At 43.7% G+C, this 24494-nt stretch carries 22 protein-coding genes; 10 read left to right on the top strand and 12 right to left on the bottom strand.

What is annotated here, in order from left to right:
• The first annotated feature begins 6 nt into the window (after window positions 1-6).
• The 6 genes from EXT48_RS17155 to EXT48_RS17130 all read left to right on the top strand — a co-directional run bounded on the left by EXT48_RS17155 (window position 7) and on the right by EXT48_RS17130 (window position 7406).
• Window positions 7-1296 carry a D-tagatose-bisphosphate aldolase, class II, non-catalytic subunit gene (locus tag EXT48_RS17155; RefSeq protein ID WP_130165135.1) on the top strand — a complete coding sequence of 430 codons (1290 nt, stop codon included), beginning with the start codon at window positions 7-9 and terminating at the stop codon, window positions 1294-1296.
• Window positions 1293-2411 carry an SIS domain-containing protein gene (locus EXT48_RS17150; RefSeq protein WP_045987836.1) on the top strand — a complete coding sequence of 373 codons (1119 nt, stop codon included), beginning with the start codon at window positions 1293-1295 and terminating at the stop codon, window positions 2409-2411. The genes EXT48_RS17155 and EXT48_RS17150 overlap by 4 nt, the downstream gene beginning before the upstream one ends.
• Window positions 2408-3316 carry an ROK family protein gene (locus tag EXT48_RS17145; RefSeq protein WP_039493393.1) on the top strand — a complete coding sequence of 303 codons (909 nt, stop codon included), beginning with the start codon at window positions 2408-2410 and terminating at the stop codon, window positions 3314-3316. Before EXT48_RS17150 ends, EXT48_RS17145 begins: the two co-directional genes overlap by 4 nt.
• The gene (gene nagA / locus EXT48_RS17140) at window positions 3309-4460 is read left to right on the top strand and encodes an N-acetylglucosamine-6-phosphate deacetylase (RefSeq protein ID WP_119232126.1); all 1152 of its coding nucleotides are present in this window, start codon (window positions 3309-3311) and stop codon (window positions 4458-4460) included. The genes EXT48_RS17145 and nagA overlap by 8 nt, the downstream gene beginning before the upstream one ends.
• A 224-nt stretch (window positions 4461-4684) precedes the next feature.
• Entirely contained in the window at window positions 4685-6772 is a 2088-nt protein-coding gene (gene fusA / locus EXT48_RS17135) for an elongation factor G (RefSeq protein ID WP_130165134.1), read from the top strand.
• A gap of 244 nt (window positions 6773-7016) precedes the next feature.
• Complete coding sequence (locus EXT48_RS17130; RefSeq protein WP_130165133.1) at window positions 7017-7406, top strand: hypothetical protein; 390 nt, start codon at window positions 7017-7019, stop codon at window positions 7404-7406.
• A 51-nt stretch (window positions 7407-7457) separates the two neighbouring features.
• Here EXT48_RS17130 and hemB read toward each other — a convergent pair whose 3' ends face one another.
• The 11 genes from hemB to EXT48_RS17075 all read right to left on the bottom strand — a co-directional run bounded on the left by hemB (window position 7458) and on the right by EXT48_RS17075 (window position 17166).
• Complete coding sequence (hemB, locus tag EXT48_RS17125) at window positions 7458-8468, bottom strand: porphobilinogen synthase (protein ID WP_026001016.1); 1011 nt, start codon at window positions 8466-8468, stop codon at window positions 7458-7460.
• A gap of 1 nt (window position 8469) precedes the next feature.
• Window positions 8470-10308, bottom strand: a complete 1839-nt coding sequence (locus EXT48_RS17120; protein ID WP_130165132.1) for a diguanylate cyclase — start codon at window positions 10306-10308, stop codon at window positions 8470-8472.
• 8 nt (window positions 10309-10316) lie between these two features.
• Complete coding sequence (locus tag EXT48_RS17115; protein ID WP_130165131.1) at window positions 10317-11093, bottom strand: TatD family hydrolase; 777 nt, start codon at window positions 11091-11093, stop codon at window positions 10317-10319.
• Window positions 11093-11593, bottom strand: a complete 501-nt coding sequence (locus EXT48_RS17110) for a hypothetical protein (protein ID WP_130165130.1) — start codon at window positions 11591-11593, stop codon at window positions 11093-11095. The genes EXT48_RS17115 and EXT48_RS17110 overlap by 1 nt, the downstream gene beginning before the upstream one ends.
• A complete protein-coding gene (gene tatC / locus EXT48_RS17105; RefSeq protein ID WP_130165129.1) occupies window positions 11593-12333 on the bottom strand; it encodes a twin-arginine translocase subunit TatC in 741 nt (246 codons plus the stop codon). The genes EXT48_RS17110 and tatC overlap by 1 nt, the downstream gene beginning before the upstream one ends.
• Window positions 12334-12446: 113 nt before the next feature.
• Window positions 12447-12758 carry a Sec-independent protein translocase protein TatB gene (gene tatB, locus EXT48_RS17100; RefSeq protein WP_010376473.1) on the bottom strand — a complete coding sequence of 104 codons (312 nt, stop codon included), beginning with the start codon at window positions 12756-12758 and terminating at the stop codon, window positions 12447-12449.
• A gap of 6 nt (window positions 12759-12764) precedes the next feature.
• On the bottom strand, window positions 12765-13001 hold the full coding sequence (tatA, locus tag EXT48_RS17095; RefSeq protein ID WP_017218334.1) for a Sec-independent protein translocase subunit TatA: 237 nt from the start codon (window positions 12999-13001) through the stop codon (window positions 12765-12767).
• A gap of 60 nt (window positions 13002-13061) precedes the next feature.
• Window positions 13062-14666, bottom strand: a complete 1605-nt coding sequence (gene ubiB / locus EXT48_RS17090) for a ubiquinone biosynthesis regulatory protein kinase UbiB (RefSeq protein ID WP_130165128.1) — start codon at window positions 14664-14666, stop codon at window positions 13062-13064.
• Window position 14667: 1 nt separating this feature from the next.
• A complete protein-coding gene (locus EXT48_RS17085) occupies window positions 14668-15282 on the bottom strand; it encodes an SCP2 domain-containing protein (protein WP_017218336.1) in 615 nt (204 codons plus the stop codon).
• An 8-nt stretch (window positions 15283-15290) separates the two neighbouring features.
• Window positions 15291-16046 (bottom strand): bifunctional demethylmenaquinone methyltransferase/2-methoxy-6-polyprenyl-1,4-benzoquinol methylase UbiE, encoded by a 756-nt coding sequence (gene ubiE, locus EXT48_RS17080; protein WP_010376465.1) that lies wholly within the window; start codon window positions 16044-16046, stop codon window positions 15291-15293.
• A 118-nt stretch (window positions 16047-16164) separates the two neighbouring features.
• The gene (locus tag EXT48_RS17075; RefSeq protein WP_130165127.1) at window positions 16165-17166 is read right to left on the bottom strand and encodes a GGDEF domain-containing protein; all 1002 of its coding nucleotides are present in this window, start codon (window positions 17164-17166) and stop codon (window positions 16165-16167) included.
• A gap of 384 nt (window positions 17167-17550) precedes the next feature.
• Between EXT48_RS17075 and EXT48_RS17070 the strand changes: the two genes are divergently transcribed.
• Window positions 17551-19332, top strand: coding sequence for a DUF885 family protein (locus EXT48_RS17070; RefSeq protein ID WP_130165126.1), 1782 nt, complete (start codon window positions 17551-17553; stop codon window positions 19330-19332).
• Window positions 19333-19406: 74 nt separating this feature from the next.
• Here EXT48_RS17070 and mtnK read toward each other — a convergent pair whose 3' ends face one another.
• Window positions 19407-20609, bottom strand: coding sequence for an S-methyl-5-thioribose kinase (gene mtnK / locus EXT48_RS17065; protein WP_130165125.1), 1203 nt, complete (start codon window positions 20607-20609; stop codon window positions 19407-19409).
• A gap of 120 nt (window positions 20610-20729) precedes the next feature.
• Here mtnK and mtnA point away from each other — a divergent pair, with 120 nt between their 5' ends.
• The 3 genes from mtnA to EXT48_RS17050 all read left to right on the top strand — a co-directional run bounded on the left by mtnA (window position 20730) and on the right by EXT48_RS17050 (window position 24484).
• Window positions 20730-21752 carry an S-methyl-5-thioribose-1-phosphate isomerase gene (gene mtnA / locus EXT48_RS17060; protein ID WP_039493412.1) on the top strand — a complete coding sequence of 341 codons (1023 nt, stop codon included), beginning with the start codon at window positions 20730-20732 and terminating at the stop codon, window positions 21750-21752.
• A gap of 93 nt (window positions 21753-21845) precedes the next feature.
• Window positions 21846-23789: a S9 family peptidase gene (locus EXT48_RS17055; RefSeq protein WP_130165124.1), complete on the top strand. Its 1944-nt coding sequence runs from the start codon at window positions 21846-21848 to the stop codon at window positions 23787-23789.
• Between the two features lie 299 nt (window positions 23790-24088).
• Window positions 24089-24484 (top strand): hypothetical protein, encoded by a 396-nt coding sequence (locus tag EXT48_RS17050; RefSeq protein WP_130165123.1) that lies wholly within the window; start codon window positions 24089-24091, stop codon window positions 24482-24484.
• The last annotated feature ends 10 nt before the right edge of the window (window positions 24485-24494 follow it).

Here is a 24494-nt window from a genome sequence, read left to right as displayed (position 1 = left end):
GATCATATGCGGCGTTTTCAAGCCCTAATCGAAGCCAATAAATCAGGGAAAAACTCAGGTATTTATGCCATTTGCTCAGCTCACCCTTGGGTGCTAGAAGCGTCGATAAGATATGCCAAGCAGGAAAATACGCTGCTATTAATTGAGGCCACGGCCAATCAGGTTAACCAATTTGGTGGTTACACCGGGATGCGTCCTGCGGACTTTATTGTCAAAGTTGAAGAGATGGCCGACGAGCTTGGTTTTGATAAGCAGTTACTGATTTTTGGCGGTGATCACTTGGGACCTGTCTGTTGGACGAGTGAAAATAGCCAAGCCGCAATGGCCAAAGCGTGTGACTTAGTCGCTGAATACGTGAAGGCTGGTTTTAAGAAGATCCACTTAGATGCCAGCATGCCCTGTGCTGACGATCCTGACGCGTTAAGCGATGATATTGTAGCTAATCGCGCTGCCTTATTGTGTCAAACAGCGGAAGCAGCCGCGATTGCGACGTTTGGTCGTAGTGATATTGTTTATGTGATTGGTACTGAAGTTCCCCCTCCAGGTGGCGCTGATGAACAGATTGACAGTCTACAACCGACCAGCCAAGTTGCTGCACAAGAAACCCTAGCTTGCCATCGTGAACTTTTTGCAAATAAGGGATTAGTGGATGCTTGGCAACGCGTGGTTGCAATGGTGGTGCAGCCGGGGGTTGAGTTTGATAACACCCAAGTTTTTGACTACAAACCGAATGAAGCGAGTGCATTAAAAGACTTTATTCGTACCGTTGACCGAATCGCTTTCGAAGCACATTCGACAGATTATCAAACTGCAGGCGCTTATCAGTCGTTGGTTGCTGACCACTTTGCCATTTTGAAAGTCGGGCCTGAATTGACCTTTGCGCTGCGCGAAGGATTATTCGCGCTTCACCATATTGAAAAGCAATTACTACCCTATGTTCATAGTCAGTTTATTGAGGTGGTGGATGAGGTCATGCTGGCAGAGCCAACAAGTTGGCAGCGTTTTTATCACGGCGAGTCACAGCAACTCCGGTTCTTGCGCCAATTTAGCTTTAGCGACCGTATTCGCTATTACTGGCATCAAGATGCGGTGCAAAAGGCGTTAGCAACTATGCTCGAAAACCTAGCACAGCAGACTTTATCATTGCCGCTTATCAGCCAATATTTTCCAGAGCTATATCAACAAGTACGCCGTGGTGAAATAGAAAGGGACGCCAAAGCGTTGGTGATTGCCAAAATTCAACGCGTTGTGGCTCGCTATTCAAATGCGTGTTTTGCCATGGAGAAAGCGTCATGAACACTTTGCTAGGACACGAAATTGCGCAATTAAAAACACGAAATGCCTATTGGACAGCAAAAGAGATCACCCAGCAGCCACAGATGTGGCAAGAAACCGCTCAATTAGTCGCGAGCATAAAGCCTAGGCTTTTGGTGGAGTTAGCTCCTTTTCTAGATGACCCAGATACTCAGGTTATTTTGACGGGGGCGGGTACATCCGCTTATATCGGTGACGCTATCGCCACTCATCTTAATGCACACATGCGCCAAAGTGTGCGGGCTGTGAGCACAACTGACTTAGTTGCTGCACCAAGGCAATACCTAGCGACGGATAAACCGTGTTTATTGGTATCTTTTGCTCGCTCTGGTAATAGTCCTGAAAGTGTGGCGGCCGTAGAGTTGGTAACACAGTTGGTTAGCAACAGTCAGCACCTTTTTATCACCTGCAACCGTGATGGAAAATTGCACCAAGCAGCGCAGCAGGCAAGCAATGCAACAAGTATATTGCTACCGGAGCCTACGCTTGACCAAAGTTTTGCAATGACGAGTAGCTATTCGTCAATGATGGTTGCAGCGCTACAATTTTTTGCGGCGGATGACGGCTCCGTGGATAAGTTGATCAATGCAGCACAAAGCATGTTAGCTGCGACAGAGCAGCAAAATATCCGTGCATTTGCACAACAACCATTTGAGCGTTTGGTATATCTAGGCTCAGGATGCTTACTGGGATTTGCAAAGGAAGCTGCGCTAAAAATGCTTGAGTTATCGGCAGGCCAAGTAATGAGCGTGAGCGAGTCACCGCTTGGGTTCCGTCATGGTCCAAAATCACTTATCAATAGCAAAACTGTCGTGGTATGTTTTATCTCAAGTGATGGTTATACCAGCTTGTACGATCAGGATTTAGTTGCTGAGTTGCAGCGTGACGGTACAGCCATGACGGTGCATTCACTTTGTCCTAAAGTGCCACCACTAGAAGATGTGTGGCAAGGGTTACTGTATATGTTGTTTGCACAGCAGTTAAGTTTCTATAAAGCGCTGAATCTCGGTATTTCACCGGACAACCCTTGCCCGTCGGGGGAAGTGAATAGAGTTGTGCAGGGCGTAGTCATTCATCCGTTTGGGAGTGAAGTATGATTTATGGAGTGGATGTTGGCGGGAGCAAAATTGAAATTGCGGTGTTCGATGAAAAACTGCAACGTATAGAGTCTTGGCGTGTGGCGACACCAAAGCACAGTTATGAGGCGTTTTTGGCGCAAATCGTCACTTTGGTGCAGCAAGCCGATGACAAATATGGTTGTAAAGGACAGGTTGGTATTGGTATGCCGGGGATAGTAAATGCGCAGCAGCGCGTGCTATCAGCAAATGTCCCTTGCGCCAATGGCAAAGAAGTTAAAGCTGATCTTGTTGCACAACTTGAACGGCCCATTGCGGTGGAAAATGACTGCCGTTGCTTTGCGTTATCAGAGGCCAGTCTTGGAGCCGGTAAGCAATATCAAAAGGTCTTTGGGGCAATTATAGGCACCGGTGCTGGAGGCGGATTTTGTATTGATGGCGCGTTGTATAAAAGTGCCCAAGGGATCGCCGGAGAATATGGCCACCATCCGCTTTCTGCAGTGTTACAGCAAAAATATCACCTGCCTATTTTAGCGTGTGGCTGTGGACTGCAAGGATGTTTAGAGCGCTATGTCGCAGGGCCAGGGCTTGCCGGTTTGTATCAACATTTCACTACGCGAACACTTACCTCAGAACAAGTTATCACAGCGATGCGGGCTGGAGAAAGTGAAGCACGCCATGCTTTTAATTGTTATATGGATCTGTTGGGCTCGGCGTTTGCAAATTTAATCAAAGCGTATGACCCAGAAGTTATCGTGCTTGGCGGTGGTATGTCGCTTATCGATGAGCTTGTAGAAGCGCTCCCAAAAGCCATTGAACCTCACGTATTTTCCGCAGTGTCAGTGCCAGATATTGTTAGAGCCAAGCATGGTGATGCAAGTGGTGCATTGGGTGCGGCATTACTTGGGAGCAAAGTACATGCTTGAGCAGCTTCGTTATATTCAGCCCCGTCGTATCTATACCCCTACCAGTGTCCTTGAAGCGCACGTAGCGGTAATAAAGGGTGAGCGTTTTCACGCGATTATTCCAGCGACGGAAGCGCCTGATAATACCGAGTCTTATCCCAAACTCGACATGTGGCCTGGGTTAATTGATTTGCATATTCATGGCCGCGAGGGCTGTGATGTTATTGATGGCAAACTCTCCAGTATAAAAACCATTAGCACCTCGTTGCTCAAACATGGCGTCACTGGCTTTTTGGCTACCACGGTGACGACTACATGGCCACAAACTATTGCCGCGATGAAAGTTATTGGAGCTGCCTATCAGCAAAAGATGCCGGGTGCTCAGGTGCTGGGCGGATACAGTGAGGGTTTGTTTTTTAGTGAAAAACACAAAGGTGCCCATAACGAAGCTTTCTTTAAGCCGTTAGACGAAGCCTTAATTGATGAAATGATTAGCGCGGCTGATGGTGCGCTTAAAGCGGTGGCACTCGCGCCCGAAAAGGCTAATGGCGTTAAGATGACACAGTACCTAAGTAAACATGGGGTGCGGGTGATGTTAGGTCATTGTGATGCGGATTTTGCGCAAACCAATGCCGCTCTAGCACATGGTGCCTGCGGCGGGGTCCACGTGTTTAACGGCATGCGCGGCATTCATCACCGTGAGCCGGGCTGTGCTGGTGCGTTGTTACTTGATAGCCAAGCCTTGGTGGAAGTGATTGCCGATGGTATTCATTTACACCCTGCGATTTTACAGTTGATCTACCGCCTCAAAGGTCAGCATAAGGTGGCCTTGATCAGTGATTGTATTAATGCTGGTGGCCTTAAAGATGGTGAATATCAATTGGGTGAAATGCCAGTTGTGGTTAAGGATGGCGTGGCGAAAACTCACAGCGGCAGTTTGGCCGGCAGTACACTAACACTTGAAAAAGCAGTGAAGAATTTAGCAGAATTAGCCAATATTCCACTTCTAGAAGCCATCAATATGGCAAGCTTAGTACCCGCAACTTATTTAAATATGGACAATGAACTTGGTAGCATTGAAGTGGGTAAAATAGCGCACTTTTCTTTGCTAGATGATGCCTTCCAAGTCCAGCATGCCAACTTGTTTGGAAAGCAGATATTTTAAACAAAAACCCAAGCTCACCGCCCTGAAATTGACAAAATACAACGGAATTTTCTTAAATACAGCGGCCTAGCAGTAAGCGATACGGTAAAAATGGGTCACAAAGTTTCGCATTAGAAACTTTTTCGCGAATTGATTGCATTTTAGACGACTTCAAGGATGATGTTCGCTACAAGAGGTGATATACTCCCGCCGAATAATTTTTCTACTTTAAATAGAGTAAAACAATGGCAGATTTATCGAAATACAGAAACATTGGTATTTTCGCGCACGTTGATGCGGGTAAAACTACCACCACTGAGCGTATTCTAAAGCTTACTGGTAAAATCCACAAAACTGGTGAAGTACACGACGGTGAGTCTACTACTGACTTCATGGAGCAGGAAGCTGAGCGTGGTATTACAATCCAATCAGCGGCGGTAACTTGTGAGTGGAAAGGCCACCGTTTAAACGTTATCGATACTCCTGGACACGTTGACTTCACAGTAGAAGTATACCGTTCACTTAAAGTACTTGACGGTGGTATCGGTGTATTCTGTGGTTCTGGTGGTGTTGAGCCACAATCAGAAACTAACTGGCGTTATGCGAACGAATCAGAAGTTGCACGTGTAATCTTCGTAAACAAACTAGACCGTATGGGTGCAGACTTCTACCGCGTAGTTGGTCAGGTTGAGAAAGTACTTGGTGCTAACCCACTAGTGATGACGCTTCCAATCGGTATCGAAGACCAGTTCTGTGGTGTTGTAGACGTACTTGAGAAGAAAGCATACGTTTGGGATGACACAGGTCTTCCTGAAAACTACGAAATTACTGACGTTCCAGCTGACATGGTAGACAAAGTTGAAGAATACCATGAGATGCTAGTTGAGTCTGCTGTTGAGCAAGACGACGACCTAATGGAAGCCTACATGGAAGGTGAAGTTCCTTCACTAGAGCAAATCAAAGCGTGTATCCGTAAAGGTACTCGTGATCTTGCGTTCTTCCCAACTTTCTGTGGTTCAGCGTTCAAAAACAAAGGTATGCAACTTGTACTAGACGCTGTTGTAGATTACCTACCAGCTCCTACAGAAGTTGATCCTCAGCCACTAACAGATCCTGAAACAGGTGAGCCTACTGGTGAAGTAGCAACTGTTGACGCTGATGCACCACTTAAAGCGCTTGCGTTCAAAATCATGGACGACCGTTTCGGTGCACTTACGTTCATCCGTATCTACGCAGGTCGCATGAAGAAAGGTGACACTATCCTTAACTCTGCAACTGGTAAAACAGAGCGTATCGGCCGTATGGTTGAGATGCAAGCGGACGAGCGTACTGAACTTACTGAAGCACAAGCGGGTGACATCATCGCTGTTGTTGGTATGAAGAACGTTCAAACAGGTCACACGCTATGTGATCCTAAGCACGAGTGTACACTTGAAGCGATGATCTTCCCTGATCCAGTAATCTCAATCGCTGTTGCACCTAAAGATAAAGGTGGTAACGAGAAGATGGGTATCGCGATCGGTAAGATGGTTGCAGAAGATCCTTCATTCCAAGTTGAGACTGATGAAGATTCAGGTGAAACTATCCTTAAAGGTATGGGTGAGCTTCACCTAGACATTAAGGTAGACATCCTTAAGCGTACATACGGTGTAGACCTAATCGTTGGTCAGCCTCAGGTTGCTTACCGTGAAACTATCACTAAAGAAGTTGAAGATAGCTACACGCACAAGAAACAGTCTGGTGGTTCTGGTCAGTTCGGTAAGATTGACTACCGTATCAAGCCTGGCGAAGTTGGTTCTGGCTTTACGTTCAAGTCTTCAGTTGTTGGTGGTAACGTTCCTAAGGAATTCTGGCCAGCAGTTGAGAAAGGCTTCAAGTCAATGATGGACGAAGGTGTACTAGCGGGCTTCCCAGTACTAGACGTTGAAGTTGAGCTATTCGACGGTGGTTTCCACGCAGTTGACTCATCAGCAATCGCGTTCGAAATCGCTGCTAAAGGCGCATTCCGTCAGTCTATCCCTAAAGCGGGTGCACAACTTCTTGAGCCAATCATGAAAGTTGACGTGTTCACGCCAGAAGACAACGTAGGTGACGTAATCGGTGACCTTAACCGTCGTCGCGGTATGATCAAAGACCAAGAAGCTGGCGCAATGGGCGTTCGTATCAAGGGTGAAGTACCACTATCTGAAATGTTCGGATACATTGGTCACCTACGTACTATCACGTCTGGTCGTGGTCAGTTCTCAATGGAATTCTCACACTATGCACCATGTCCAGCAAACGTTGCTGACGCGGTAATCGCAGCTGAGAAAGAGAAAAAAGCAGCTAAGTAATTAATTACTTATTTTGCATGAGAAGGTCGCCTTTGGCGGCCTTTTTTATTTTTAAATTCAATTGTTTACAGGTTTAATGCCCTGTCTAAAAGTCGTCACGATTATTTCATGTTTTATTAATTTTAAAGTTCTTGCTTTAGGAACATTGGCACTTTATCATTAGCTTTTCTTCAATAAATTGGGTCACGTTATTGCGTCGTGGGCTCAAATTTGATTGTGGTTGGGTAAATAAAGGAGATACTCAATGAGAACTTTAGAGCTGGAAATAAACTGGCTTTTCTATGTACTGGCACTGTCCCTTATCTGGCTGGGTAATGCGCTGTTTTCTATCTTAGATATTCCCTCATCATTATTGCAAATAGTTACACTTACCTTACTATTTTTTACCCTATCATTATTGGTACTGTCATTAACCGGAAAGCGTTTTCTTCATATAGATAAAGCGGGAGTTAGCTATAACTTTTTTGGTAAAACCCATTATATCCATACGGAACATATTCAGGCGATTAGGTTACGCTCTTTGGGCATTGTAAGTCTTCCTGAGGTATATCTCGATGATGGTCGTATTATTCGCTTCTTTAGCTGGAAAATGAATCGCGATGAGCTTTTAAAAGCAGAAAGTTTGGTCGGATAAGGTGTAAAGGAAGTGCAGGTGAGGGTTTCACCTGCTCAAAACTAATCGCTCTTACTTCTCATTCAGCCAAATTGCGGCTTGTTTTGCAAAGTAAGTCAAAATGCCATCCGCACCAGCACGCTTAAATGCTAGTAGAGACTCCAGTACAACAGGCTTCTCAGCCAACCAGCCGTTATCAATCGCAGCCTTATGCATGGCGTATTCACCGCTGACTTGGTAAGCAAATGTTGGTACTCCAAACTCATCTTTAACGCGTCTGACAACATCAAGGTATGGCATACCTGGTTTTACCATCACCATATCAGCACCTTCTTGTAAGTCCAAAGCCACTTCACGTAATGCTTCGTCAGAATTAGCAGGATCCATTTGATAGGTTTTCTTGTCTGCACCTTTTAGGTTGCCTGCAGAGCCAATCGCGTCGCGGAAAGGGCCATAATAACTCGATGCATACTTGGCAGAGTACGCCATTATACGAGTATGGATAAAACCGCACTCTTCAAGTGCTTCACGAACAGCGCCAATTCGGCCATCCATCATATCAGAAGGGGCGACGATATCGGCACCTGCCTCTGCATGCGAAAGCGCTTGTTTGACTAATACTTCCACGGTTTCTTCGTTCATGACATAACCATCTTCATCTAAGATACCGTCTTGACCGTGGACTGTGAATGGGTCTAATGCAACATCGGTGATCACACCAAGCTCAGGACATGCTGCTTTAATAGCACGTACCGCTCTTTGTGCAATCCCTTCAGGGTTGTATGCTTCCTCAGCTAGTAACGATTTTTGTTCCGCCGGAGTTACTGGGAATAAGGCGATGGCAGGAACCCCTAGCTCTACTAGTTGCTTGGCTTCCTCAACTAATAGATCAATAGATAAACGCTCAATACCTGGCATTGATGGGATAGCTTCACGCTTAGATTCACCATCCAATACAAATACTGGATAGATTAAGTCATTAACCGTTAGCGTGCTTTCGCTCATTAGACGTCTTGAAAAGTCATCGCGACGCATTCTGCGCATGCGAGTTAGGGGGAAAAGATCGAGTCCTGATTGAGCCACGTTAGTTCTCCTGATTGGGTTTGAAAGTAACAACACGATTACGACCTTGCTGTTTTGCTTGATACAAGGCTTTGTCCGCATTGTCAGTGTAAAGCTGTGGGTTATGTGGATCGCTAACCACTGCACTATAAACGCCTGCACTGGTGGTCAACTTAAGCGTATCTTCACCAAATTTGATATTGAGATCTGCTGTAGCTACTCTCAGGCGTTCAGCCACTCCGACAGCACCTTCTTCCGGGGTGTTTGGTAGTAGCAAAATAAACTCTTCACCACCATAGCGGAACACTTCATCATGTGGTCGCCGCAAGTGTGATTTTATTAAGTTGGCAAATTCGCAAATTGCTTGATCACCAGCCAAGTGACCATATTTGTCGTTAATTTTTTTGAAGTGATCGATATCAAAAATAACAAGGCTCAATACTGTCTGCTCTCGTCTTGAACGACGTACTTCCATCTGTAAACGCTTGTCGAAATAGCGCCGGTTCTTCACTTTTGTGAGTGGATCTTCCATGTTCATGCGCTCGAGCTCTCGGTTTTTATCCTCAAGTTCCCTTAATGTGACTTGAAGCTCAAAAGTGCGTTCCTCAATGTTGGACTCTAAGTCGTACTGGGCCTGTTCTTGTAGTTTAAGCTTTTCTTTTAATAGGGCATCTTCAGCTTGAGTATGAGCTAGCCGTTGCTGTTGCTTGGCCAGCTTTTCATCTCTTTGAAATATATATAGACGTATGAGCAGGTAACTCAGCAACGTGGCTTCAACGACAAAAATACCAAAGTAGCCCAAATGGTTCAAAAAGCTGCCGGACTGAACCCCCAGCTCAACCGTAAACGGGTAGCTAATTACGATAAAGTGGCAGAGTGCGATTGCAATTAAGATATTTCGACTCTTGTGGTTAACACGAGCGAGCGTATAGATAATCAATACAGAGACAATAAAGCTGATGCTAAGCGCTAGCAGGAGAGACTGAGAAACAGGTAAAAAAGCAATGAGCAGAAACAAGCACATTGTCGCTAGAATGGCCTTTCTTTTCGTCAGCTTTGGGTGCGCAAGCAGTGACTTTCCAGAGCAATAACTCAAAGCGGGCAACAGCAGTGCGCTGAGCAATAACATCATCATGCCTTGACCATACTGTTGAAACCACTGCCATGAAGAGTAAAAATAGCGATAACCAAAGCCATAGATATGTGCATTGAAAAGCCATACTGTAGCGATAAACAAAGTGGCACATAAAAAGTAACCTTTTTTTGTAACACAATAGAGCGTGGCATTGGTTAGGGCGAGTGCTAGTACAAAGCCTGCTAAAATTCCAAAAATAAGATTAAATTTACTCTTAAATTGGAGGTATTCATTCGGCTCCCAAATTGCAAGAGGAGCCGTGATAACCCCCTCATCACTGATCTGTAAGTATAAATGGCTTTGCGTTTGTGGCTGCAGCTCAAGCGGAACAACTAGAGATTCATACTTTAGTGGTCGCTTAATCAGTGGCAAGGCATCGCCCATATCTAAGCTGAATATTGGATGGTTCGGCCTGACATGATAGGCAGTTACCGCATCGATGAGATTATTGTTTATACTTACCAATACTGGTGTGAGCGAGTTATTAGTATTGTGCAGCGCTATTTTTAGCCATAAGTACTTTGCTACAGGTCGAAGGCCTGTGGGGATTTGGGTGCTGCTATGCCATTCGACAGGAGCCGCAAGCAGTTCGTTTAACGATGCATATTTACTCAGTGTGTAACTTAGCTTTACTTGGTGTTCTACCTTGAATGACTCTGAAATAGTGACGGCAGAAAATACAGCAGAGCTGTATATCAATATAAGTAAAGACAACACAATGCGCATTACTGGCTTTACCTCACAAACAGCTGTTTAAAATTAGCCGAAGTCGTGCTCATCACTTCCGTGACAGGACATTGTTTTAGGTGTGCAATTTGCTCAGCCACATAAGATAAATACATAGGTTCATTGCGGCGAGACTTGGGCTTTGGGCTAATTGTTCTAGGTAGTAGGTAGGGCGCATCAGTTTCCAACAGCAAACGGTCTAGGGGGATGTATTGGATTAGATCTTGTAGTGCTTGGCCTCTACGTTCATCGCAAACCCAGCCTGTGATGCCTATCATTAACCCATAGTCCAAGTAATGTCGTAGTGCGTTATGGTCACCAGTAAAACAGTGTAGTACTCCATGAACGTTAACTTCTTGCAGTAACGAAAATAGCGCATCGTGCGCGTCTCTTTCATGCAGATACACAGGATAATCAATAGCTTCTGCTAACTGCAGTTGCGTTAAGCACACGCTTTGTTGTATCGGCCTTGGTGAAAAGTCGCGATTAAAGTCCAAGCCACATTCACCAACAGCAATAGCCCTGTTGCTACTTTTTAAAAGAGTGAGGAGATCATCGTAGAGCGTGTCAGGTGCATCTTTTGCGTCGTGAGGGTGGACACCTGCTGTACAATAAAGCTGGTATTGCTCAGCGAGTAAAATACTTTGTTCGCTGCTTGTTAAATCGCAGCCAATGGCGAGCATAGATTCTATGCCAGCGTTTTTGGCTCTAGCAATTACCTCGGCCAAATCGGATGAAAATTGCGAGCTGGTGAGGTTTACACCAGCATCGAACATCGTGTTCATCAGTTAACTCGTTTAACTCGCGTTGTACGGTTTGAGCCCGCTTTCTTCATTAAAAAAGAGCCAAAAGACGCGCGTTCAATAATTAATGTGTCTCCTTCATTGGCGAAAAAAGTTTCTGAAGAAACTTGCCTCCATACTTGACCATTGTCCAAGGTGAATACCATTTTATCGCGGCCTTGAGTGGTTGTTTTTACGAGTTTAGCTGTAATTTCTTCGATTTCTTCGCTTGCCGCTTTAACTTTATGCTCTAAACCAAAGCCATCTTCTTTTAATTCTGCTTTTTTTTCATTGCGCGCTGTGTTTATTTTATCTTTGTTTACGGGCACTTTGCTTGAATGTGTTTCCGTGATTGGTTTATTAGCAATCACATTGTCGTAGCACATAAGCCGCTTAAAATCATTTTCAATCAGCGTACAGGCTTGTAATGCTTGCGTATTTATCTGCTCTGCGGCGCATAAAGAAGAAAATCCTAGTGCGAACAGTATCATGGTTTTTTTCATTATTCTGACTCCTGTTGTTGTGGTTTAGCGCTATAAAATTTGGCTAGAATGAGTCCTAGTTCAAACAAGAGTAGCATAGGGAGCGCCAATAGAGTTTGAGATAGAACATCTGGTGGTGTTAAAAACATCGCGATAACAAAAGCGCCAACAACGACATAAGGGCGTTTTTCTTTTAAGCTCGCGGGGGTTGTCATGCCACTCCAGCATATAAGCATAATGGCAACGGGAATTTCAAAGGCGATGCCAAAAGCAAAAAATAGTTTCAGGATAAAGCCAAGATAGCTGCTGATATCTGGCGATAGCGTCATCATTTCGGGCCCCACACTGGTAAAAAATCCCAAAATGATCGGCATTACAACAAAATAGCAAAATGCTATGCCGCCATAAAATAACAATACACTTGAGAGTAATATGGGGATAAGCATACGTTTTTCGTGTTTATATAAACCGGGTGCGATAAAGCCCCACACCTGATGCAAAATAAAAGGCACAGAGGCAAATAGTGACACAAAAAGCGTTAATTTAAAGGGAGCAAAAAACGGCGCTGTAACATCTGTAGCGATCATGGTTGTGTTGCTAGGCAAGCTATTTACAAGCGGTGCTGCAACGAAGGCATAGATATCATTGGCGAAGTACACCAAAGCAACAAAGATAACGAAAACGCTCAATAACGCTCTCATTAAGCGGTTTCTTAACTCAACAAGGTGAGCTATAAATCCACTTTGGGCTGATTCTGTCATGTAACTTGACTCGTACGAATATAATTCCAGTTAGATATAACAAAAAGGAGCTGTTTGGGCGTCTAAATTACCCAAAACTAGCCTTTGACTGAACTATCTAACTGCTAGATTGATTAGTCTTTGTTTTTATTATTTTCGGTTGATTTATAAGAATGTCTGACTGATTCAGCCGCATCTTGTAACTCTTGAACGGATTGCTTGAGTTCGGGGGCCAAATCTTGCATTCCCTGTTGTTCCGCTTTTTTCAAATTATTATGTAGCTCGTGAACACGTAATTCTTCACTCACTTCAGCCTTGACTGAATTGGCGACAGATTTTACCGTTTTTATCCATCTTGCTACGGTGCGGATTGCAACGGGAAGACGTTCAGGGCCAAGTACAATTAGGCCAACGATAAGAACGACCACTAACTCCCACATACCCATGCTGAATTACACCTTATCTTTTTCTTTCTCTGATACCGGTTGTGCTTGCTCAGTTGTTGTATTTTTTAACTTTTCAGGCTCAGCGTCGGTCGCAGTTTGCTCATCCGATACCGCCTTTTTAAAGCCTTTAACTGCACCACCCAAATCACTACCAATACCGCGTAGTTTTTTAGTTCCAAATAACAAAACAATGATGGCTAAAATAATAAGTAATTGCCAAATACTGATCCCACCGAATCCCATAATAACTCCATTGATACTTACTGCTTATGAATAATGATTATACGCCTAGCGAGCAAAAAATCACCCTGTTTTACGCCATGCGCCAATAAATACTAGCATGGCAATAATCGCAAGTAGGCTACTTGCGACAGGCTTGTCAAAAATAAAGCTCAATCCCGATATAATTGCAAAACTGCTCGCTGCTAAGCCCAATAATAGAGGCTTAGTCGCAGTATCTGCTTTTTGTGTGACAGTTGGAGGAGGGCGGCGCTTGAGATTTTGGTAAATCAAATCTGGCAGTTCAGGCATTTTTTCAGCCCAGAATGGTAAATTCGCATATAGCTTTTTCGCCACCGCGAGAGGGCCAACTTGTTCTTGCACCCAATGCTCTAAAAAAGGTTTGGCCGTTTTCCACAGGTCTAACTGCGGATAAAGTTGGCGCCCTAGGCCTTCTACATACAGCAGGGTTTTTTGCAATAATACTAGCTGTGGTTGCACTTCCATGTTGAACCGTCTTGCCGTATTAAACAAATTTACTAGCACATGACCAAAAGAGATTTCTGCAAGCGGTTTGTTAAAAATGGGTTCGCATACAGTGCGAATGGCAAACTCAAACTCTTCTACGCAGGTATCTGCAGGAACCCAACCAGAATCCACATGAAGTTGCGCTACTTGGCGGTAATCACGATTAAAAAAGGCGATAAAGTTTTCGGCCAAATAGCGTTTATCTTCACGGTTCAAGGTGCCGACTATGCCGCAATCTATACCAATATACTTAGGATTATGAGGATTTTCACGAGAGACAAAAATATTGCCAGGATGCATATCTGCGTGGAAAAAACTGTCACGGAATACCTGTGTGAAAAAGACTTCCACGCCGCGCTCGGCCAGCAATTTCATATTGGTGCCTTGTGCTAACAAGGCTTCGGTGTCTGAAACCGGAATACCGTAGATGCGTTCCATCACCAGCACGTTTTTACGTGAATAATCACTATATACCTCAGGGATATACAGTGAATCTGAGTCTTCAAAGTTGCGTCTGAGTTGAATTGCGTTCGCGCCTTCTCGCATCAAGTCTAGCTCGTCGAGTAAGGTTTTTTTGTATTCCCTAACAACTTCCACTGGGCGCAGGCGTTTTCCTTCGCTGAGTAAGTTGACAACGATTTTAGCGAAACGCTCCATTAAAGAGAGGTCTGCATGGATTTGTTTCTCGATATCGGGACGAATAACTTTGATCACGACATCTTTTAACTCATCTTTGTGTTGTAGCTTGGCTGCATGTACTTGCGCTATCGAGGCTGAAGCCAGTGGTTTTGATTCAAATTCAGCAAAGTATTCATGAATATTGTCGATTTCTAGCGCTTGCTCAATGAGCTTTTGTGCCATCGCGGGGTCAAATGGTTGAACTTGATCCTGCAAAAATGCAAGTTCTTCAGCAATATCTGGTGGTAGTAAATCTCGACGGGTCGAAAGCATCTGGCCGAACTTGATCCACACCGGCCCCAAAGTTTGTAGTGCCAGACGTAGGCGTGTGCCTACTGGTTTGTCTTTATGTTTGTTGCGCAGCCAAAACAAACTCGCTCGAGCGAGTTTACCGTACCAAGGCTGCTTATGCGCAGGGACGATTTCGTCTAAACCATAGGTTAAAAATGTTTTGGTGATCTGATGCAAGCGAAGTAAAGACAACCTAATTTCCTTTGTTCTGCTGAAGTAATGCGCTGAGGCGTTGATTTAAGCTTTCGACTTGATTGTTTAATGTTCTCACTTGCTGCTTAAACTGTTGAAACTCGAGCGGGTGAGGCGCAACCTTCAACTCATCTTGAAATAACCCAGTTAGGGTTGCCTTGGCTACCTGTCCATCTTGCTTTGCGCGATGCGCCAACTTATGAAAAGCATCTACGGCAACTTGTGCGGGCCCATCACCGACATATTTGGCGAGGTGTTCCGCCCAATCAATATCAAGTGTTGCTAATGCATTACTGTATAGTTGTGCGAGCGCCAAATCCCCTTCAAGATCGAGCTTATCTTGACGGATAAGCGCAGTGAGTTGGCTTGGATCTTTGAGCTCAAGCAAGGTTGGTAAATCGGCACTAATTGAACAATCGGCTTCGCCATCAAAAGGACATAAAACGTGAATGTTAATGCCTGTGTAAGTCACAGCTAAACAAGTATTTTGATCTCGAATATCAACACTGAGCACTTTGTGTTGGCCTTTACTTAGCACATGCTTTAGCTCAGGCGAGAGTTTAAGGCCTTTGTTTAAAGCCGTCTCAAGTACGGCGCCAAGTAATGAAGCTAACACAGCAACTCCTAGAATTTAAAGCCGCGATGAAGGGCGACGATGCCTCCGGTCATATTTTGGTAGTCAGTTTGTTCAAAACCGGCTTCATCCATCATGGATTTTAGCGTTTCTTGATCTGGGTGCATGCGAATAGATTCTGCAAGGTAGCGATAAGACTCACTGTCATTTGCAACTAATTTGCCCATTGCAGGTAATAGTGTAAATGAATACATATCATACAGCTTTGCCAGCGCCTCGTTATCGGTCTTTGAAAATTCAAGTACCAGTAAGCGTCCACCTGGCTTTAGTACTCTGTACATTGAGCGCAATGCTTTATCTTTATCAGTTACGTTACGTAAACCAAAGGCAATAGTGATGACATCAAAAGTATTATCGTCAAATGGCAGCATTTCTGCGTTCATTTGAACGTATTCAATATTGCCAACAAGTCCCGAATCGCGTAATTTTTCGCGGCCTACTTTAAGCATTGAGTCGTTAATATCACCTAAAACAACTTGTCCTTTATCACCAACTAATTCGCTAAATCTTGCGGTTAAATCACCCGTACCGCCAGCAAGATCAAGTACTTTGTGACCAGCGCGTACACCTGAGCAGGCAATAGTTTGACGCTTCCACAAACGATGGATACCAAATGACATCAGATCATTCATGATGTCGTATTTTGCAGCTACAGAATGAAATACGTCTGCAACCATAGAGGCTTTTTTGTCGGTCTCGACTGTTTTGTATCCAAAGTGGGTAGTATTGTCTTGTGACTCTTTCATGTGGGTTCCATCATTACTCTGCAACTATGGTTGCTAGTGTACTTGATTGGTAGCCGTAGGTGCAATTTCTTATCCGTGTTGTATTGTTGAAAATGCAAACAAAAGAGGATATTGCGGATCAGTGACTAATATAACAGTGTTGGCCGAGAGAATGTGCTTTCTGTGCAGCGTAACCTGCGCGTTTTGCCAACATATTAAAGTCTTGCTCTGGTGCAAGTTGGGCTATCCCAAGGGCCAGAGACACATTAGGTAATGGAATTTTCCCTTTCGCGCTGACAAACTTTAATCGCTCAACACCTTTACGCACTTTTTCCGCGATAACACTCGCGGTATCTAAATCTACATCGGCAAGGATAACCGTGAATTCTTTTTTTCCTGTGCGACCAGGTAAGCCGCTTTCAACGACATAACGTTTGATATTATTGGCGATACGATTAAGCACAACTTCACCCACAACATCACCAAACCGCGTTGAAAACTCGTCAAGGTTATCAACTTGTATAGAAAGCGCACAGACGGATTTTTGCTGCGATTGCCATAGGGACACTTTTTGATGAAGATAGTGACGCTTATAAAGACCCGTTTGTGGGTCTAATAAGTGTTGTTTACGCAAGTCGAGTAGTAACTTTTGATTACGTTCATAATCTAAACGTGATTTTATTAACGCTTGTTTAAATTGTTTGTGCTGTTTTAGCAATAGCTCAGTTTGTTTGGTGAGTGTTGATAGTGCGCGCTTACTCTTTTGAATGTTGTGTTCATCTAAATTATGCACACATTGACTGACTTGTTGGGCAAAGCGAATAACCTGCTTTTGTGAGGTTTCTGCATTTTCGTGTAATTCAGTCACCAAAGAATCAACGCCTTCAAGTAGTTCTGATTGTGTTCTTTGTCCTTGATCTAGAAACTGATAGTAGAGTTGCTCAATGAATACACAGTCTATTTTTGTGTGCGCTTTGATGGCTTTGTTGATGGCACTGTCGAGATCTTTGTTCGTGGCGCTAATATGGGTATAAGCAACCTGATAATTTAAAGGCGTAGGCGGCAAATGATGTTGCTCTAAAAACAGGCACACCTGTGTCATTTTTTCTTGGGCAACAGCCATGGAATCATGGAACATCATTTCATTTACCACAACAATTAATTATCAAACGTTAATGAACTACCACCAGCTCCTTCGGTGTAACTCTTGTCCTAATTGCACTAGACCTACATTAATCTGTATCGTCCGAATTTAAAAGTAAAAAATTTGTCTTTGAAATAGAAAATTTACATTTTTTTGTTGAATTGCTGATTTTCTCATCAATTTTTACTAGGTTGAGTAAATTGTATTCGATCTGAGATATTCGTGATTCTGTCGAATTAAGTTGCATCTGTTACGGGACTCTCCTACTTTGACTAGCAGAAAGTTCATTTCACCATAACAAAGCTCAGAGCGATGGATAATCATTATTTTTTGGCTATTTTACCGCGAACTGAGTAACAACAAAGTATTGAGGAAGTCAGCGTGTTATCACCAAAATTTAAGCTGTGGACTAAACGTTCAAGCGTCGCCGTTTATTTAACTGTCGCTTTGTCTGGTTGTGCTATTACCGGAACTGACAATAACGCTGAGTTTACTCAAATAGCTGGCAGCGTTATGAAATTTAGAAGTGATAACAATGCCTATAATCGCAGTGATACAAAAGCAGAGTTTCTGCTACCAAACCTCAGTGCAGAAAAGTTGGCGACCACAAATCAGCAGCGTCTACAGTTTTTGGCTCAGCTCGATAATATCGACACTTCAGCGCTAAGTGAGGAAAACCAAATCAATCTCACGATATTGCGTGCACAAGTGCAGAATAACGTCGATGAATATCGGTTTCATAGCCATTATATGCCGCTCACCTCGGAGTACGGTTTTCATTCCGGTCTGTCTTTTATGATCTCGAGTCATGACTTTAAGAAGCGTGCAGGTTACGAGCTATATTTGGCACGTTTGCAGCAGGTTCCACGCTATTTTGAGCAAAATATCGACTGGATGAAAGAAGGTATAGCGGTTGGCCTGACTCAGCCGAAAGCGGTGCTTGAAGGTTATGAAAGTTCTATCGAAGCTTATATCGTTGATGATGTGACAAAATCCGAGTTTTATGGCCCGTTTACACAAAACCAAGCGGGTTTACCTGATGCCGAATTTAAAGCACTGCAACAGCGTGCCAAAAAGATTATTAAAGGCGATGTGATCGCAGCGTATGAAGATTACCTTAATTTCTTTGTCAATGAGTATCGTCCTGCGGCTAGGACCGAAATTGGAATTTCTTCGACACCAAATGGTGAGGCGTTTTATGCGAATCGAGCGAAATACTATACCACCACGAATATGACGCCTAAAGAGATCCACGAACTTGGTCTCAAAGAGGTGGCTCGGATCCGTGCGGAGATGGAAAAAATTATTAAAAAAGTAGGCTTTAAGGGATCTTTTGCTGACTTTGTGCAGTTCTTAAGAACCGATCCACAGTTTTATGCTAAAACCCCCGAAGCGTTACTTAAAGAAGCCGCATATATAGCAAAGAAGATGGATGCTCAGCTACCTAAGCTATTCCATACATTACCAAGAAAGCCATACGGTGTCGCCCCAGTACCTGCGAGCATTGCGCCTAAATATACGACTGGGCGTTATTCGGGGGCACGCAGTGATACTGATGCAGGCTACTATTGGGTAAATACCTACGCACTGGATAAGCGCCCGTTATACGTATTAGAAGCATTGACTCTACATGAGGCCGTGCCTGGTCACCATTTGCAGATCTCCTTGAATGCTGAGCTTGATTACCTACCAGAATATCGTCGTAACGAATATATTTCAGCTTTTGGTGAAGGGTGGGGCTTATACTCTGAGTTTTTGGGTATTGAAGCGGGGTTTTATCAAGACCCTTACAGTGACTTTGGTCGTCTAACCTACGAGATGTGGCGAGCGGCTCGTTTGGTTGTAGACACCGGCATGCATATGTTTGGTTGGAGCCGCGAACGAGCGATGAACTTTATGAAAGACAACACTGCCTTGTCCTTACATAATGTTAAAACGGAGACTGATCGTTATATCTCGTGGCCAGCTCAAGCACTGTCATACAAAATTGGTGAACTAACCATTAAGCGGCTACGTCGCAAAGCGGAAAAAACACTGGGTGATCAATTTGATATCCGTGAATTTCACCACCAAATCTTACGTCATGGCTCTGTGCCATTATTTGTGCTTGAAGAGCAAATCGACAAATATATTGAAACCACGATGAATCAAGCGCGTAAGTAATCGAGATTATCCCTCTAATAAAAAAGCCCAAAGTAGTAACCTTGGGCTTTTTTATTTTGTGATTCTAAACTTGTTTAGTTTACAAAACTAATTATTAGCTGGTACACATCATCGGTCGTTCGGCATTTATTGGCATTAATGATGAGATGTTCACCTAAGTGTAGTGCTCGCTGTTGTACCGCTAAGCGCGCGTCTTCATCTTCAATCGCATCAATGTCTGCAACATGTGCGAGACCAATGGTGCGGCGGATCAATTCACACCCACAATAACCAACCGCGTCTTGCAGTACCTTGGTGAGGAAGTATTCCGCATAGCCATCTGCTTGCAATGAGAGATCGCGTGTTTGTGTTTTCGCCAGTTCAAGCCAAGTGGCATAGAAGTTAGATAGGGTGGTGGCGATATTATCGAGTAAATACACCTGCATATTTCGACGTTTTGGCAGAGCGTTAATACGAGCATGTTGGGCACAGTAGTTAAGCAGTAAATTGCCGATAAATGAGCCTAAATCAAAGCCAATGGGGCCAAAAAAGCCAAACTCTGGATCGATTAGCTTAGTGTGCTCTGCGTCGACGAAAATACTGCCTGTATGGACATCACCGTGAAGTAAAGTTTCTGGTGCATTGAGAAATTGGGCTTTGAGTTTTGCCACTTCAACTAATAACGTCTTATTTTTTCTCAGTATTTCCACAGACGATTGCAACGCTTCTGGAAAGTTGTTTCTTTCAGCATCGCGGTATGGGTCGTCAAAGAATAAATCTTCTGTGATTGCGCATAGCTCAGGATTAGTAAACTCGGTGACTAGGGCTTTCTTTTCACTCGGTGTTAAATAAAAGCTTGAGTGGTAAAAGCTGGTTTTTGCTAGATAATTTGCGACGTCTTTGCTGAGCCTTGTAAAGGTGTTCGCTTGGTTTAATTCACCGCGTAAAATGCGTAGATGACCAAGATCTTCCAGCACAGTTAGTGCTAACTCCGTATTATGGTGCAACACTTTTGCTGTGGTATCTGGGCAGATCTCACCATGGCGCTGTAATACACTGGCTTCAATTCTGGCTCTGTCTAACGTCAGTGGCCAGCTCTCACCCACACATCGAGCGTAAGGCAAAGCTTGCTTGACGATGATACTATTTTCTTGCGTATCTTGTACGCGGAAAACCAAATTCAGATTGCCATCACCAAATTCATAACAAGATAAGGTTGCATCTTTATCAAAGAAGCTTCCTAAATTAGTAATGTAATCAATAACTTTTTCTGCATCAAATTCAATGTAGCTCGACATGTTTCTGCACCTTGTGGATATTTGCTGTTAGCATTCTATATTTTTAAATGTTTAGATGTCTATACTTCTTTATATCTTGATGTAAAATATCATTAGTACACTTTGAAAGAGCGGGATGTCATGAAAACCTTAATTGCACGTAGTCTTAAATTTGAATCGGGCGTGGTACAGGTATTGGATCAATACTTACTGCCACATCAACAGGTGTGGCATGAATGCCGCGACGTTGCGACGATGAGCGAGCTCATTCTGACACTTAAGGTTCGCGGCGCTCCGCTTATCGGTTTAGCGGCAAGTTTGTTAATTGGTTATCTCGTCGAACAAGGAGAAGATAAAGACGCAATTGCCCGTTCGATAGATGAACTTGAGGCCACGCGCCCTACTGCGGTGAATTTAATGCACTGCATGGCGAAATTGCGTGAAGCGTTGCAAGCGATTGATTGGCAACAACAAGTGATCACAACCGCTGAACAGTTATTTGAAGAAGACACTGCGTTATGCGACCGTATGGCAAACATTGGTGCGGAGCTTGTGAATGCGGGAGACAATATTCTTACTCACTGTAATACTGGCGCGCTGGCAACGGCCGGTGTAGGCACCGCTCTTGGCGTAATCCATCATGCTGCAAAACAACATGGTGACATTCATGTTTGGGTTGATGAGACTAGGCCACTGTTACAAGGTGGTCGGCTTACTGCGTTCGAGCTAGATGCATGGCAAATCCCATACACGCTAATTTGTGACAATATGGCTGCGAGTTTAATGGCGGCGGGTAAAGTCGATAAAGTCTTTGTGGGGGCAGATAGGATTGCGGCAAACGGTGATTTTGCGAATAAAGTCGGCACTTATAATCTCGCGGTGTTAGCCCATTTCCATAATATTCCTTTTTATGTGGTTGCCCCGATCACAACATTAGATCGCAGTTGTCCAAATGGCGCAGCCATTCCAATCGAACAACGCGCCAAAAGCGAAGTAACAGGTGTCAGTGGTAGTTTTGGTGATTGCCAATGGGCACCCAACAATGCTGAGGTATACAACCCAGCATTCGATGTTACACCAGCGAGTTTGATCACCGGATGGGTGCTGGATACGGGGTTGTTTACGGGTGATGAGGTTGCCCTAGGTGTATTTTCACAAAGTTAAACATTTGTAATTACTTTAACTACTCGTAAATCCAAAATCTTGTTAAAATGTCCCCATTTTGTGCTTCGATATAAATGGAGAAAGTAAAACAGGATGAAGAAGTTTATTGCTTTGATGTTGTTGCCCTTAGCTGCTAAGGCATTCGCTAAACAGGAAATACCACTAGAGTCGTTTAGTAAAGGTAGTGAGTTTTCCGATGTAAAGATATCACCTAACGGAGAATATCTTAGCTTTATCACAAAAAGGGAAGGTAAAAACACATTAGGTTTTTTACAACTTGATAAATTCAAACTCATTCACGCCGTGCGATTCAATGACAATGCTCAAATTGGCCGCTATGAATGGGTGAATGATGACCGTGTAGTATTAGAAAAGGAATATATTAGAGGCTGGAAAGATCACCCTGAGTTTCATGGTGAGTTATTCGGCGTAAATGTAGATGGAAGCCGTGGTAAGTATTTGGTGGGTTACCAAGGTGAGGGACAAACGGGGTCTCGTTTGCGCAAAGCTACCCCGCTGTATGGTACATCTTATATTCTTGATCCTTTGGTCAATGACGAAAACAAGATGTTGATTGTGACCTATCCTTGGACTGGCTCGAAAGAGCCTACTACACGAGTTTACGAGGTTAACGTTCATACTGGTGTCAGGCGCAAAGTGACAAATTCTCCAAAAAAAATGGGGCGCTTTTTGACCGATCACCAAGGAGAGGTTCGCGCCGTTGTGTCTGAGGATGATGATGGCAATTCATTAGTGTTCATCCGTGAAGAAGCAGGCTCAAAATGGGCTGAGCTCACATTAGAAAACAACTTAGATGATTTCTGGATGCATGGATTCGATAAATCTGGAACGTCAGTTTATCTTTCAGCATCTACGTCTGGTGAGCCCATGGCCTTCTATAAACTAGGCTTAGAAAGCAAAAAACTTACTCATGTTTTTCAAGATAAAGTGGTTGATCCAACAAAAGTATGGATAGATCCGATTGATAAATCCCCTTTCGCTATTGAACTAGACCCCGGATATCCTACCTATGCATTTATTGATGAAAGTGCTGATTGGAGTCAACGCTTAAAGTCTCTGATAGCTTCGATCCCTGGAAATCAAATACGTATTGTAAGTAGCACGAGAGATGGTGGACAAGTGGTTGTATTCGCAAGCAGCGATACCAATCCTGGGGATTATTACCTTTATGATAGTAAAGCTAACAAGATGAAATATCTGGCGTCTGCAAGAGGCTGGATTAAACCAAATCAAATGTCTACAGTCGAGCCTGTTAAATTCACAAGCCGTGATGGACTTACTATTCATGGATATCTCACAACACCAATAAACGCAGAAAAGAAAAACCTTCCTCTGATTGTTATGCCTCATGGTGGACCTCATGGGCCAAGAGATTATTGGCAGTTTGACCCTGAGGTACAAATGCTAGCGAGCAGAGGAATGGCTGTATTACAAGTTAACTTTCGAGGTTCTGGTGGTTATGGAGATGCATTTGAAGTGCTTGGCTACCAAAAGTGGGGCAAGGAAATTCAATATGACATCATTGATGGAACCCGTGACTTAATCTCCAAGGGTATCGTCGATAAAAAGCGGATTTGTATTATGGGGGCAAGTTTTGGCGGTTATTCTGCATTGCAAAGCGCAATATTAGAACCCGACTTATTCCAATGCGCAGTCGGTGTTGTTGGTGTATACGATTTACCACTGATGTTTGAAGAAGGTGATGTTGCTCAGCGTAGCTCAGGGGTCGCATATTTAGAACGTGTACTTGGTACCGATGAGAAACAGTTAAAGGCATTTTCTCCAAGCTATAATGTCGATAAGCTTAAGGTTCCTGTCCTTATCGTACATGGTGGTGAGGACCAAAGAGCGCCAATTGAACAAGCGGAATCTTTAATTGATGCACTGAAAAAGGCTGATAAGTCTTATCAGTATTACTTACTTGAAGATGAAGGGCATGGTTTCTATAAACCGGAACATCGTCTGAAATACTTTAAGAAAGTGCTCGCATTCCTAGAAAAACCTCTGCAGTTATAGTTTTTATGGAAGTGAAGGAAGAGCTACTTAGAACTTTGTAATTTAAAGCTATATTAGCTACAGTTTTGTTTCTGAACATCGCAGCATGCTGTTGATTACTCTGTAGTATTTAAGTATGTAACGCCTCTATGGTACTGACTTGGTGCTGATCACGTTGAATTTGCGTGCTAATAGCCTGCTATTGGCACGCAAATGCGTTTTGCTTACCGCTTTTTTCGTGAAGTAGTCACAAAATCTTCATTTTATTTTTGGAGACAAGCTGTTCTACTATGGGGATTTTGAAGTAAGGAAAGTCACTAATGAAGGGATGGTTCATTATTGGTGTGGTTGTACTGGCCTTATGCAGTTGCCACTCTATTCACCCGCAAAAAACCTACATCCATATAGTTGCAAGTTGTCCCCCTCAGGTGTTTGAACAATTGTTTATCGATACGACAGGTAGCTTAGTTATATCGCCCTCTGAGGCTGAAATTCCAATCGGCATGCACACAAATACTTTGCTTTTTTCACCACTGACAATGTCGTGGGATGTGGTGGATAAGCTTTTGGTTGAGTTGGACGACGCTGGATTTAAGTTTCAAGCAGATTTTTTCGGTAAATATAATCACGCTTATCGTGATAACCATATCGGTGTTTATTTTGTTGAAGGTTGCGAGCCTAACATGAGTAAGCAAGCACTCACAGCGCTTCGTTAGCACTGTGAGT

Origin of the sequence: Pseudoalteromonas sp. CO348 (genome assembly GCF_004208845.1) — a bacterium.
GTDB classification, from domain to species: domain Bacteria; phylum Pseudomonadota; class Gammaproteobacteria; order Enterobacterales; family Alteromonadaceae; genus Pseudoalteromonas; species Pseudoalteromonas maricaloris.
The sequence above is the reverse complement of the archived record's forward strand: the minus strand, read 5'-3'. Positions and strand labels throughout refer to the sequence as shown.

Coding starts and splice junctions, on each gene's coding strand:
- EXT48_RS17155 (WP_130165135.1), top strand. CDS start 7: ATGCGGCGTTTTCAAGCCCTAATCGAAGCCAATAAATCAGGGAAAAAC.
- EXT48_RS17150 (WP_045987836.1), top strand. CDS start 1,293: ATGAACACTTTGCTAGGACACGAAATTGCGCAATTAAAAACACGAAAT.
- EXT48_RS17145 (WP_039493393.1), top strand. CDS start 2,408: ATGATTTATGGAGTGGATGTTGGCGGGAGCAAAATTGAAATTGCGGTG.
- nagA (WP_119232126.1), top strand. CDS start 3,309: ATGCTTGAGCAGCTTCGTTATATTCAGCCCCGTCGTATCTATACCCCT.
- fusA (WP_130165134.1), top strand. CDS start 4,685: ATGGCAGATTTATCGAAATACAGAAACATTGGTATTTTCGCGCACGTT.
- EXT48_RS17130 (WP_130165133.1), top strand. CDS start 7,017: ATGAGAACTTTAGAGCTGGAAATAAACTGGCTTTTCTATGTACTGGCA.
- EXT48_RS17120 (WP_130165132.1), bottom strand. CDS start 10,308: ATGCGCATTGTGTTGTCTTTACTTATATTGATATACAGCTCTGCTGTA.
- EXT48_RS17115 (WP_130165131.1), bottom strand. CDS start 11,093: ATGAACACGATGTTCGATGCTGGTGTAAACCTCACCAGCTCGCAATTT.
- EXT48_RS17110 (WP_130165130.1), bottom strand. CDS start 11,593: ATGAAAAAAACCATGATACTGTTCGCACTAGGATTTTCTTCTTTATGC.
- tatC (WP_130165129.1), bottom strand. CDS start 12,333: ATGACAGAATCAGCCCAAAGTGGATTTATAGCTCACCTTGTTGAGTTA.
- tatB (WP_010376473.1), bottom strand. CDS start 12,758: ATGGGTATGTGGGAGTTAGTGGTCGTTCTTATCGTTGGCCTAATTGTA.
- tatA (WP_017218334.1), bottom strand. CDS start 13,001: ATGGGATTCGGTGGGATCAGTATTTGGCAATTACTTATTATTTTAGCC.
- ubiE (WP_010376465.1), bottom strand. CDS start 16,046: ATGAAAGAGTCACAAGACAATACTACCCACTTTGGATACAAAACAGTC.
- EXT48_RS17075 (WP_130165127.1), bottom strand. CDS start 17,166: ATGATGTTCCATGATTCCATGGCTGTTGCCCAAGAAAAAATGACACAG.
- mtnK (WP_130165125.1), bottom strand. CDS start 20,609: ATGTCGAGCTACATTGAATTTGATGCAGAAAAAGTTATTGATTACATT.
- mtnA (WP_039493412.1), top strand. CDS start 20,730: ATGAAAACCTTAATTGCACGTAGTCTTAAATTTGAATCGGGCGTGGTA.
- EXT48_RS17055 (WP_130165124.1), top strand. CDS start 21,846: ATGAAGAAGTTTATTGCTTTGATGTTGTTGCCCTTAGCTGCTAAGGCA.
- EXT48_RS17050 (WP_130165123.1), top strand. CDS start 24,089: ATGAAGGGATGGTTCATTATTGGTGTGGTTGTACTGGCCTTATGCAGT.